Annotated in this window: 10 protein-coding genes and 3 pseudogenes; 6 read left to right on the forward strand and 7 right to left on the reverse strand. The window is 64.4% G+C overall.

Annotated features, from left to right (window positions below; genetic code table 11):
• Together RIL96_RS12870 and RIL96_RS12875 are read left to right on the forward strand one after the other, a co-directional pair.
• Positions 1-285, forward strand: a 285-nt coding sequence (locus tag RIL96_RS12870; protein WP_310549427.1) for a helix-turn-helix domain-containing protein, incomplete at its 5' end; no start/stop codon positions are given.
• Positions 286-575: 290 nt separating this feature from the next.
• The gene (locus tag RIL96_RS12875) at positions 576-1,814 is read left to right on the forward strand and encodes an HAD-IIA family hydrolase (protein ID WP_310549428.1); all 1,239 of its coding nucleotides are present in this window, start codon (positions 576-578) and stop codon (positions 1,812-1,814) included.
• A gap of 213 nt (positions 1,815-2,027) precedes the next feature.
• On the opposite strand, the gene RIL96_RS12880 is transcribed toward RIL96_RS12875, so the two are convergent.
• The 6 genes and pseudogenes from RIL96_RS12880 to RIL96_RS12905 form a co-directional block, all read right to left on the reverse strand.
• Complete coding sequence (locus tag RIL96_RS12880; RefSeq protein ID WP_017824196.1) at positions 2,028-2,729, reverse strand: TenA family protein; 702 nt, start codon at positions 2,727-2,729, stop codon at positions 2,028-2,030.
• Positions 2,726-3,571: a bifunctional hydroxymethylpyrimidine kinase/phosphomethylpyrimidine kinase gene (thiD, locus tag RIL96_RS12885; protein ID WP_006590957.1), complete on the reverse strand. Its 846-nt coding sequence runs from the start codon at positions 3,569-3,571 to the stop codon at positions 2,726-2,728. The genes RIL96_RS12880 and thiD overlap by 4 nt, the downstream gene beginning before the upstream one ends.
• On the reverse strand, positions 3,568-4,215 hold the full coding sequence (gene thiE, locus RIL96_RS12890) for a thiamine phosphate synthase (protein ID WP_006590956.1): 648 nt from the start codon (positions 4,213-4,215) through the stop codon (positions 3,568-3,570). Before thiE ends, thiD begins: the two co-directional genes overlap by 4 nt.
• Positions 4,212-5,039 (reverse strand): hydroxyethylthiazole kinase, encoded by an 828-nt coding sequence (thiM, locus tag RIL96_RS12895; protein WP_310549429.1) that lies wholly within the window; start codon positions 5,037-5,039, stop codon positions 4,212-4,214. The genes thiE and thiM overlap by 4 nt, the downstream gene beginning before the upstream one ends.
• A gap of 40 nt (positions 5,040-5,079) precedes the next feature.
• Positions 5,080-5,989 (reverse strand): annotated as a pseudogene (locus RIL96_RS12900) (IS5 family transposase).
• A gap of 15 nt (positions 5,990-6,004) precedes the next feature.
• Positions 6,005-6,280 (reverse strand): annotated as a pseudogene (locus RIL96_RS12905) (transposase); the annotation flags it as partial.
• Between the two features lie 84 nt (positions 6,281-6,364).
• Here RIL96_RS12905 and RIL96_RS12910 point away from each other — a divergent pair.
• Positions 6,365-6,781, forward strand: a pseudogene (locus RIL96_RS12910) (transposase); the annotation flags it as partial.
• Here the strand turns inward: RIL96_RS12910 and RIL96_RS12915 are convergent.
• Positions 6,750-7,718 carry a LysR substrate-binding domain-containing protein gene (locus RIL96_RS12915; RefSeq protein WP_310549430.1) on the reverse strand — a complete coding sequence of 323 codons (969 nt, stop codon included), beginning with the start codon at positions 7,716-7,718 and terminating at the stop codon, positions 6,750-6,752. The pseudogene RIL96_RS12910 and the gene RIL96_RS12915 sit on opposite strands and share 32 nt — an antisense overlap.
• 92 nt (positions 7,719-7,810) lie before the next feature.
• On the opposite strand from RIL96_RS12915, the gene RIL96_RS12920 reads away from it, so the two are divergent.
• The 3 genes from RIL96_RS12920 to RIL96_RS12930 all read left to right on the forward strand — a co-directional run bounded on the left by RIL96_RS12920 (position 7,811) and on the right by RIL96_RS12930 (position 10,832).
• Positions 7,811-8,695, forward strand: a complete 885-nt coding sequence (locus tag RIL96_RS12920; protein WP_310549431.1) for an EamA family transporter — start codon at positions 7,811-7,813, stop codon at positions 8,693-8,695.
• 235 nt (positions 8,696-8,930) lie between these two features.
• Positions 8,931-10,010: a HesA/MoeB/ThiF family protein gene (locus RIL96_RS12925; RefSeq protein ID WP_310549432.1), complete on the forward strand. Its 1,080-nt coding sequence runs from the start codon at positions 8,931-8,933 to the stop codon at positions 10,008-10,010.
• 15 nt (positions 10,011-10,025) lie between these two features.
• Entirely contained in the window at positions 10,026-10,832 is an 807-nt protein-coding gene (locus RIL96_RS12930) for a class I SAM-dependent methyltransferase (RefSeq protein ID WP_310549433.1), read from the forward strand.
• The last annotated feature ends 422 nt before the right edge of the window (positions 10,833-11,254 follow it).

Raw genomic sequence — 11,254 nt, forward strand, 5'->3', positions numbered from 1 at the left:
GGTGGTGCTCAACGCGGTGATCGCCTGGACCGCACATTTGTCAGACATGCCCTAGCCGCCGCCCGGGCCCGCGGCCGCAAAGGCGGACGCCCCTACAAGATGACCCCCGCCAAGCTCCGCCTCGCCATGGCCTCCATGGGAAAGCCCGGTACCAACGTCGGTGACCTCTGCAAGGAACTCGGCATCACCCGCCAGACCCTCTACCGCCACGTCTCACCCACCGGCGAACTCCGCGAGGACGGACGCAAGCTCCTGGCCAAGGACCGCAGCAAGGTAGCCAGGTAACCTCTGTTGTCCGGAACCTACGAACGTCAATGAGCGGGGTACGTTCCCGCGACTCTCGCACGCCCGCGGGGGGACTTCCACCGCTCAGCTACTTCGTGTCGGGTCGGTTAGGATTGTGGGCGAGCCGGGAGAAGGCAGCTAGGGTTCCGCCCCAGCCGGCTGGGGGTCTGTGACCGAGCGCTGCAGCTTCCGCCGAACAGGCGGGAGGGCACCTATTGGCACAAAATGCCCGAGGGGGATGGCTCAGCGCCAGCATGCGCGCTGACTGTCCCTTGACCTCGGAGGTTGTTGTGCTCGTTGACCAGTTCGATGTTTTTCTGCTTGATCTTGACGGCGTGGTTTACGTCGGAGACACCTTGCTTTCCGGCGTGACCGAAGCCTTGGCCAGCCTGCGGAGTCGGAGCCGGGTGGTCCGGTTCGTGACCAACGATCCCCGCCCGTCCCGCAAAGACGTCGTCCACCGTCTGGGCCGCCTGGGCGTGAGGGCCACCGTCGAGGAGATCGTATCTTCCGGGTGGGCTACGGCGTGCTGGCTGCGCCAGCAGGGCATTACCCGCGCCTATGTGGTGGGCAGTGATGGCCTCCGCGGCGAACTCGCGGCCCAAGGCGTGGAATCCGTGGAGGGGTCTGGGGCCGAGGCGGTGGTGGTCGGTTGCGACGAGACGGTGACCTACCGGGACCTCGCCCAGGCCACCGCCCTCCTGCGTACCGGCGTGCCGTTCGTGGCCACGAACGTGGACGCCACGTTCCCCACAGCGAGCGGCCCGTGGCCGGCCACCGGCGCGGTCGTCGCAGCGATCCAGACCGCCAGTGGGCGCCGACCGGTCGTGGTGGGCAAGCCGGGACCGGAGATGTTCCGCCTGGCCCAGCGCGGGCTCCCTGCTACGACGAGAGTGGTGGTCGTGGGGGACACCCCGGCTACGGACGTCGTCGGGGCGCACTGCGCGGGCCTGCCGGCGATCCTCGTCGCTCCCGCGACGCCGAGCAGCGGCCGTCGGCAGTGTGATCCCACCGTTGCGGAGGCCACGGTCACGGGCCTGGCCGGACTGTTTGATCCGGCCCTTGACATCGGCCCGATGCGCCCGTCGCCGTACCCGTGGCCGGACGAGGTGCGGGCGGGTGTGGCCGCGGTGGTCTTCGACGAGGCCGGGCGCGTGCTACTGGGGCGCAGGCTGGACAACGGGCTGTGGGGACTGCCTTCGGGACACGTCGAGGTGGGCGAGACTGCCGCCCAGGCGGCGGTGCGGGAGGTCGCCGAAGAGACCGGCTTGCAGGTGCAAGTGCAGCGGCTGGTAGGGGTGTACTCGGACCCCGCCTCGCAGGTTTTCGCCTATCCCGACGGGAGAGTGACCCAGTTCGTCACCACCACCTTCGCCTGCCTCCCGCGCGGCGGTCAGATGCACCCTGATGGTGTGGAGACCTCACAGGCGGGTTTCTTCTCCCCGGATGAGCTTCCGGCACCGTTGCTCCCCATGCACCCGCGGTGGCTCACCGACGCCCTCTCAGGCGACACAGGACTCATCGACTGATAGGACGCATCCCCTTCGGGGCGCATGGTGTCAAAAGCGCTGGCGCTTCTCGTGCGGAGCACCGGCCTGAGCGCGCCGTTTACCTTGATCAACCCCGGGTCCGGTCTCCCACCGTCCGAGCAACACCACCGGACGGTAGGAGTCTCCAGGGCGGCGACCAGCTCTCGAAAGATCATGATGAGCGCGCGCCCAAGGGCGCACCGACCAATGACCTCAGATGGGCCAGGTCTCCTGCCGGTGGGCGGCGTCCCAGAACATCCACTCGTACTGGGTGGCGCGGTGGAACGCGGTGTGCATGCGCGCCAGTGTGCCGGGGCTGGCCTGGTCGGCGAGGTGGTCCACGATGTCCCGGGCGGTGTCGGTGGCGGCGGTGAAGTCTGGATCGCCGTAGGTGGCGATCCAGTCCCCGTACGGGTGCGTGCTCAGGTCACCGACGGCGGCCTTCAAACGGGTGCCGACGTCGTCGTAGACCCAGAAGCACGGCAGGATGCCGGCCGCGAGGACCGGGTAGTTTCCCGCTGTCGCGAGGCTCAGCAGGTAGGAGGTGTAGGCAACCGTGGTCGGTGAGGGCTCGGCGGCGGTGAGGTCGGTGACGTGGGTGGCGTGCAGCTGCCGCTCGACCTCGACCACCTCCCGCGCGGCCTGCGCCCAGAATGCCATTTCCTCCGACGCCTGGGCCTGAGCGGCGGCCGCGGCCAGGACCCGGCCGTAGTCGGCCAGGTAGAGCGCGTCCTGGGCGAGGTAGTGCCGGAACGTCTCTTCCGCCAGGGTCGCGTCGCTCAGCTGGTGCAACAAGGGCAGCGCGTCGATCGCCTCGCGGACCCTGGCCGTGCGATGCCACGCCACGGTGCTGAACACGCCAGTGTCGTCGTGGTCGCGAATCGTCTCGGGCATGGAGGTGTGTGGGCTGGTCATCGGTCGCTGTCCTTCCAGTCGTTCTCGTCTTTCCAGATGTCGTGGCAGTGGTGCACGGGGCCGGGTCCGTGGCCGATGTGGAGCGCGTCGGCGGCCCGCAGGGTGCCGGTGAGCCAAGTCTTGGCCTGGCGGGTGGCCTCTAGCAGGGACCCGGTGCGCGGGGCGAGTGCGGCGATCGCGGAGGACAGGGCGCACCCGGTGCCGTGGGTGTTGACCGTGGCTACCCGCGGGCCGGTCAGCAGCTGCTCGCCCGCGTCGTCGAGCCACAGGTCGGTGGCGTGTGCGTCGCCGCCGAGGTGGCCCCCCTTGACCAGCACCCGCGCGGCGCCCAGCTCCCGGAGCGCGATGGCCTGGGCGCGCATGGTGTCGAGGTCTTCGGCGGGGTCGGCGTCGAGCAGCACGGCGGCCTCGGGGACGTTCGGCGTGATGAGGGAGACGTACGGCAGGAGTTGGCGCATCGGCTCGACGGCGTCCTCGGCCAGCAGCCGGGAACCGGCGGTGGACACCATGACGGGGTCGAGGACCACAACCGGCACCGCGTCGGAGCGCTTGTCGAGGAAGGCGAGGACGGTCTCGATGGTGGCCGCGGAGGCGAGCATCCCGATCTTGGCGGCGTCAACCGCCACGTCGTCTACGAGGGTGTCCAGCTGGGCGCGGACGAAGTCCGCGGGGACGACGTGGACACCGGTGACTCCCTGGGTGGACTGGGCGGTCAGTGAGGTGAGCACCGCGGTGCCGTAGGCACCCAGTGCGGAGAAGGTCTTGAGGTCGCCTTGAATACCCGCCCCGCCGGAGGGATCGGAGCCGGCGATCGTCAGCGCGATCGGTGGGCGGGGGTTCACGGTTGCCCGTCCCACGCGGCCCGCAGGCTCGCGGCCGCCACGGCTGGTTCCTCCGCGGCGCACACCGTCGAGACGACCGCCACGCCGGCGGCGCCGCTGTGGCGCAGCATGCCGGTGCGTTTCGTGGTGATGCCGCCGATGGCGACGACCGGCCACGGGCTCGCGGCGGCCACCGCAGCCACCCCGCCCGGGCCGATCGGAGTGCCGTGGTCAGGCTTGGTCGCCGTCGGCCACACCGGTCCAACGCCGAGGTAGTCCAAGACGCCGTCACCGAGCCCGCGTGCTGTGCGAACCTGCTCGATCGTGCTGACCGACAGCCCGACCATGGCGTCCGGCCCGAGCAACTGCCGGGCCTGAGCAGGCGGCATGTCGCGCTGACCGACGTGGACGCCGTCGGCGCCGATGTCCTGAACGAGGTGGACCCGGTCATCGATAATCAGCGGCACCCCGGTCCCCGCCAGCACCTCGCGGACCGCCACGCCGAGGGCGACGAAGTGGGCGTCGGTGGCGCCCGGGTCACGCAACTGCACCACGGTGACTCCGCCCGCGACCGCAGCCTGCACGGTCGCGGGCACCCCCCGTGGGCCGCACAAACCGGTGTCGGTGACCAGGTAGAGGCTGAGGTTCACCGGTCGGCGGGTCACCGGAGCACCACCTTCTCGGTCAGCTCCTGCGGGTTGAGGGTGGCGAGAGAGTCCAGCAGCGCAACGGCGAAGCTCCCCGGCCCGGCGGCACGCTCGGCCGCGACCTCGGCGGCCACGGTGTACGTCGCGGTCGCGGCCGTGGCGGCCAGGAGCGGGTCGTCGGTGGTGGCGGCGAAGGCAGCCATGAGCGCGCCCAGCGCGCACCCACCGCCAGTGACCTGGGTCAACCATCGATGGCCGTTGGCCACCCGCACCAGCCGGGTGCCGTCGGTGAGGTGGTCGACCTCCCCGGAGACCGCGACGATGGTGCCGTGCTCCCGGGCCAGCGCCCGGCCGGCGTCGAGGGCATCCTCGGCGGCGTCGACGCTCTCCGGACCCCGCCCACCGCTGCCCCCACCGGCGAAAGCGAGAATCTCTGAGGGGTTGCCACGGACGAGTGCCGGGGAGGCGTGGGCGAGCAGGTCGACGACAACCCGGCTGCGCCAGGCGAGCCCACCCACCCCGACCGGGTCGAGCACCCACGGGGTGCCGGCCGCCGCGGCGGCACTGACCGCGCCGTGCATCGCAGCCACCGTCGCCTCTTGGGGCGTGCCGAGGTTGACCAGGACCCCGTCGGCGACGGCGGCGAACGGCCCGGCTTCCTCCGGGTTGTCCACCATCGACGGACTGGCGCCGACCGCGAGCAGGACGTTCGCTGTCCACTGAGCGACGACGACGTTGGTCAGGCACTGCACCAGCGGGGCATGCTCGCGCATCGCAGCCAAGGCCTCGCCCACAGCGGCAGCATCGAGTGGGACAGTAGGGACGGAAGAAGGTGCCGACATCGGCGACGTTCCCTTCGCTAGTACGAACTAGGGCGTGTTGCTAAACCCATTGCAGAGTCGCTGCGAGGCAGAGCCCAGCGTGGAAGTTCCGGGCAGTCTTATCCGTTCGTGCAGCGATCCCGCGCCACTGCTTGAGCCGGTTGAAGCATCGTTCGACGACGTTGCGGCCCTTGTATCGGGCCTGCTGCTCGTCGCCGAAGTCGATCGGCCGCCCAGGTCTGCGCCGACGATGAGCGACCTGATCGGCACGTTCGGGGATGGTGGCCGCGATGCCGCGGCTGCGCAGCCAGGCCCTGTTCTTTTTCGAGGGGTAGCCCTTGTCAGCGATCACCCGTCGCGGGCGCGATCGCGGCCTGCCTCTGGCCCCGGCCACGCGAATCTCGCTGAGCGTCTCGGCCAGCAGACTGGTGTCGGCGACCTGCCCGCCGGTGAGCACGAACCCCAGCGCCCGTCCTCTGCCATCACTTGCCAGATGGATCTTGGTCGTCAGCCCGCCACGCGAGCGGCCGATGGCATGATCGGCCGGCTCAGTGCCGAACTTCTTGTAGTTCGATTCAGCCCCCTGCGCTCCGGGTCAAGGTCGCACCATGCTGATGCACGCGCACGATCGTCGAGTCGATCGAGGCGACCCAGTCCAGCTCCCCGCGCTGGTGAGTCAGCGACTGCACCGTCTCGAGCACTCGGGCCCAGACGCCCTGCGAGGCCCACCGGGAGAAGTTCTTATAGATCGTGTTCCAGCTGCCGAACCTCTCCGGGATCTCCCGCCAGGGTGAGCCGGTCCTGTACCGCCAGGCGGCAGCTTCGACGACTCTGCGTGGATCCACCGGGGGCCTGCCGGTGGACTTCGCCTCCGGGAACAACGGGCCGATCACTGCCCAGGTCTCGTCAGATATCTCTCTGCGTGCCACAAGGACAGACTCGCCGACGACCGACGCTCCACCCTTTAGCAACACGCCCTAGAAGTTTCCCTCCGCCAGCTCCTTCAGCGCGGCCTTCTCCAGCTCGGCCTCGGCCAGGAGCTTCTTGAGCCGGTCGTTTTGCTTCTGAAGTTCCTTCAGCCGTTTGGCGTCTTCGGCTTTGAGCCCGCCGTATTGGTTCTTCCACCGGTAGTAGGTGGCCTCGGTGACTCCCAGTTCGCGGGCGGTGGCGGCGACGTCGTGGCCTTCTGCCTGGAGCTTCTCAGCGTCTTGGAGCTTCCGGATGATCTGTTCCGGGGTATGGCGTCTTCTCTTGCTTGTCATGGTCACACCAGTTTTCCTGCCCGGAGCACCGGGCGCTAGTGCGACTCTCATAACTCGTGGACCGAAATTAGGGGGTCATGCCACGATCTGCTCACCCCGGGCCAGGGGTCCAAGCTCGATCGAGTCTTCGGTTCTGATGAGCATGTCGAACTCGAGGCCACCTGGAGTGTGTATCAGAAGGTCGTCGCCGCCTACCGGTGCGGCTCCAAGCCCGCCGGCAAGGCGATGTTGGCGGAGGTGATCGACTCGTTGCGGCGCGGGGTCCCGGCCAAGCTGGTCGAGCTGAAGAAGCTGGGCCGGACGCTGAATCGCCGGGCGGTCGACATCCTGGCCTACTTCGACCGCCCCGGCACCTCCAATGGGCCCACCGAGGCGATCAACGGCCGTCTGGAGCATCTACGTGGGACCGCTCTGGGGTTCCGGAATCTGGCCAACTACGTCACCCGAGCGCTGCTGGACACTGGAGGATTCAGGCCCTTGCTACACCCTCATCTGCGATGAGCCACATTTCTGGGGCTCTTAGTCCGGTGGCAGCCTGCGCGGCGAGCACCTCTGCCATGGCTGTGACGATAGGTCCGCTTTCTGCTCCGGCTCGGGTGGCGAGGACCAGCTGCCGGGCCGGTGCTGGGTCGCCATCTAGGAGCATCCTGATCGCCCCGGTGTTCGGTAGCGGAGCAAAGCGTGAGGTGAGGCTAACTGCACCGGTCACTTGGACCAACGTTCCAACGGTGGACCATTCCCGGGCGTAATGAACCGCTGATGGGGTGAAGCCTGCTGATTGGCAGGCGGTGAGCACTTCATGATGCCCGGCCTGCCCTGGGGCAGGGACAATCCACGACTCTTCAGCGAGATCTCTTAGCGCAAGAGCCGATTTGTCTGCAAGCCGGTGGCATGAAGGCATCAGAGCATCAATAGGCTCTCTGGCCAACTCGCGCTGATCGAAACGGGGGTCGTTACGGTGAGGTACCCCCTCTTCGACGGCGGCTAGGCAGATGTCAGCCTCTGTCGTGATCAACCGGTGAAAGCTCTGCGGGGGCTGGTCTTCGATGATCCGCAACTCAACCCCTGGGTACTGTTCTTCCAGAGCTTGGAGAGCCGGGGCCACCAGGGACGTCACCGCAGAGGGGTGAGCAACCACGGTCACCAGCCCACTTAAGCCTTCAGAGGCCACAAGCGCGGATCGGGTTTCTTCCCACTTCCGGTGGGTGGCATCGGCATAGTCCACCAGGGTTCGACCTGCCGGGGTCAGCTTCACCCGGCGACCTTCAGGTTCAAGCAGCTCCACGCCGAGTTCTTTGGCCAGTTCCTGAATCTGCCGGGAGACCCCTGAGGGGCTGCGGTACAGAGCATGGGCAGCAGCAGTCACCGTGCCGACATGAGCGACCATGCGCAAAAGTTCCACCCTGCGATCCAACATGCACTTAAAGTACATGGTCATTGTGCATAACGGGAACTAGACCTCAACGCTTGGGCGCAGGGAGGATGGCCAGACCTGCTAGAAGAGGCCAGCGAGATGAGAAAGGGGATGCCGTGGGTGAGCTCTTAGGGGTGATGGCTGCGATCATGTTCGGCACCTCTCACTTCTTCAATGGGGTGCTCTCTCGTCGCATCCCCGCGATGAGTGTGGCCGTCTACTCACAAGCAGGCGGGGCAGTGTTCTTCCTGGGCTGGGCGCTGAGCATCTTCTGGACCCAGGGAGAACTGGAGCCCATGGGTGACCAGGACTTCGGATGGGCAGTGCTCTCTGGGGTCGGCGCGGGAATCGGGGTTGCAGCACTCTATGAAGGGATGCGCAAGCACAACATCTCCCTCGTCGTGCCAGTGACCAGCATCGTCTCAGTCGCAGCCCCCTTCATCCTCTCGATCACCTTGCTGGGAGAACCCCTGCAACTGCACACCGCAGCAGCAGGAATGATGCTATTGCCAGCAATCTGGCTGCTCAGCAGACCCAACAAACAGGCACCAGACCCCCAAGGGCCTCGTCCCACACCGGAGTCACGACGGAATGTGTTTGCCTCCCTCTACGGGCTGATTGCTGGAGCCGGTTACGCCGCTCAGCTGTTCGCGCTCAGCCAGATCACTTCCACCGCGCCGGCAGAGCCACTGCTGACAGGACAGCTGGTCAGTCTCCTGCCCCTACTCGCCCTCGCTTGGGTCCGAGCCGCCCCACTGCGGATCAAGAAAACAACCCTTCAAGCCGCCGTGGTCGGATTGGCCGCAGCCCTGGCCATGGCCTTCTACCTCTACGCCACCCGGCACGCCCTACTGGGGCCGGTAATGATCGCCATCGCCCTCTACCCAGCCATACCGGTCCTGCTGGCCCTCCTGGTGCTCAAAGAACGCCTCAGCCGACTCCAAGCCCTCGGACTAGGTATCGCTGCCATCATCGTTCCAGTTGTCAGCCTGGCGAACTGAGCATCTCATTGTCCGCGTTCGGGCTGGTTGACATGTTGGGTTACGGTTTCACTGTGGAGATGCAGGGTCCGACAAGGATCCTGTTATTACCCGACCGTTAGGAAGGAATGACGATGAAGCTCAACATTCGTGAAGAGCAGACTCAGAACATTCTCATCCCCGACACGTGAGGGTGATAGGCGGGGGTCGCATTTTGCGGCCCCCGCCGCTCTATCTTTGATGGAAGTGTTTGTTGATGGACAGCGTGAACGATGTGTTGAGGATCAACGAATGGACCACAGTGCGGGTCCCCGGCGGTGGCCGTATCTCAATGGGAGACGGTCTCAACGCTATTAGCATTGAGGATAGCCCGACTAATAGGTACCTCGTGGAGTTGCTGTGCGAGGGTCGCACCGTCGAGGATATTAGTGTTCGAGTCACAGAGTTGGAGCCCTCGCTCGATAGCTCTGATGTAAAAGAGGCTCTCGAAGCGCTGGTCGCAGCAGGTGTCGTTCAACAAGGCAATGCCCCTACTGCACTCGCTGACCACCGTTATGACAGGCAGCTACTGTATTGGCGAGCTCTCGGGGCATCAGCAGAAGACGCTCATTTACGACTACAGCGGCTTCAGTCGGCCAGGGTTCTCGTACTCGGCTGCGGAGGGATGGGCGCAATGACGGCCTTGAACCTGATTACATGTGGAGTCAGCAACATGCATGTTGTCGACTCAGACGAGGTAGAGGCGTCGAACCTTAACCGTTCTTTTCTATTTACCGAGGCAGATGTTGGTCTGAAGAAGTCTGAAGTTGCGGCCGGGAAACTGCGCCAGTTTCGAAAGGACGTGCAGGTGGAGGCGACTACCACTAGCGTTCAATCTCAGTCAGACATTGAGATGCTATTAGAGCAGACTCGGCCAGACTATATGGTGATGGCCGCAGACAAGCCGTACCTTAGAATCAACCGGTGGGCTAATGGAGCAGCTCTTAAGCATGATGTTCCCTACAGTGCAGCGGGCGTTGCAGAGAACTATGCGAGCGTAGGCCCTCTTGTTTCCCCGGGCAGGCCAGGATGCTTCGAGTGTCAAGGGTTCGACACCTATGACATCTCTGATGCTCCTCCTGCTATTCAGGCACACAATGCTCGACGTACGGCGCCATCTTTCGGCCCACTGATCTCAGCCACCGCAGCAATACATGCTGACCAAATCGTCGAGTATTTATCTTCGGTCGACGGTGACCCGGCAATTGCGGATACCCAGGTCCGGTTAAATTTCAGCACGATGCAAACCGAGACTATCGATCGTTCCCCGAAGCCGGAGTGCACATTGTGTCGTTGATTGAAAGGAGTATAAATGGTCTCCTCGAACGCTTCGTATTACAACGACGAACGAATCGCTAGGGTATTCGAACAACAGGAGGACTTCGAATCTGATAAGCCTTTCTACCTGAAACTGCTTGGCGATACTTCCCGGAAGGTGCTCGAAGTAGGCTCTGGCACTGGTCGGCTAAGCAGGGCTCTGAGCAAAGCCGGACACGAGGTGGTTGGAGTAGAGAAAGCGGAACCCATGCTTGCCAGAGCTCAAGAACTCTTGGAACAAGAAGAGGTCCCACAAGATAGCAGACCCAGTTATGAACAAGGCGACGTACTCGGTCAATCTCCTCCCGCCAACGACTTTGAGTTCGTGCTCATTCCCGAGTACACGCTCGGAGGTTTTCTGGATCGCGCGGATCAAGAGCGCGTCCTCCAGTACTGCAACCTTGCGCTGAAACCTGGCGGGACTCTCGTCATCCATACCTACCTCCCGAACCCCTCCTACTTTGCATCGTTGAAGCTTGGTCATGTTGGTAATGCCGTTCGCGAAGAAGTGGCAACAGTACCCCTGGAAGATACTGGGGAACAGGTAGCGATCACAAAGACAAATCACTACTCGAGGGTGTCAGGGAACGTGTCTAGCGAGGTCTTCTACGACGTGATCGCCCCCGATGGTACGGTCAGGAGGACTATCAAGCACGTCGCGAGCCATGCATTCACGCCAGCTGAGCTCGATGTGCTCTTGCGAGGTTCTGGGTTGGAACCAGTCGAATGGTACGGAGACTTTGATTCCAGCCCTCTCAGCGAGGAGAGCCATGAATTGATTGTGGTTGCTGCAAGGCCATGAATTATCTAGAGCCTGACGGGCAGCATGAATCAGCATTCCTCTTGACTCTGCCCCCACGGAGCGCCGTCCTCTATCGCGATTGGCTGGACGGCGACCAGACCCCCGAAGAGATTAGAGGAGGGAAAAACGGCAATGTTATCTATATCGTCACGCCCTCCCCTTGGTCTTTCTGGATCGGGGTAGGTGTCGTCTCGCAGAACACTTTAGTTCCGTTGCTGATGTTCAAGAACGTGGTCCCTGTGCTCGAAGTGTGGCAAGAGTCGAGCTGGAGAGTAAACCAAGATCTAGTGCCCAACGCCATCCCGAATCAAATCAGAATCAGGATGGACGAGCAGTTGTTGATACGCAATCCTGGACTCGGAGGATTGCTAGGGCATGTCTCCCATATGTGGGGTGATTTCTGGTCCAGGGTGGTGTCATGA

Origin of the sequence: Nesterenkonia aerolata (assembly GCF_031470965.1) — a bacterium.
Lineage (GTDB): Bacteria > Actinomycetota > Actinomycetes > Actinomycetales > Micrococcaceae > Nesterenkonia > Nesterenkonia aerolata.

Bases quoted from the DNA above. Each gene is read 5' to 3' on its own strand.
- RIL96_RS12880 (WP_017824196.1), bottom strand. From the start codon at position 2,729: ATGACCAGCCCACACACCTCCATGCCCGAGACGATTCGCGACCACGAC.
- RIL96_RS12915 (WP_310549430.1), bottom strand. From the start codon at position 7,718: ATGACCATGTACTTTAAGTGCATGTTGGATCGCAGGGTGGAACTTTTG.
- RIL96_RS12925 (WP_310549432.1), top strand. From the start codon at position 8,931: ATGGACAGCGTGAACGATGTGTTGAGGATCAACGAATGGACCACAGTG.
- thiM (WP_310549429.1), bottom strand. From the start codon at position 5,039: ATGTCGGCACCTTCTTCCGTCCCTACTGTCCCACTCGATGCTGCCGCT.
- RIL96_RS12930 (WP_310549433.1), top strand. From the start codon at position 10,026: ATGGTCTCCTCGAACGCTTCGTATTACAACGACGAACGAATCGCTAGG.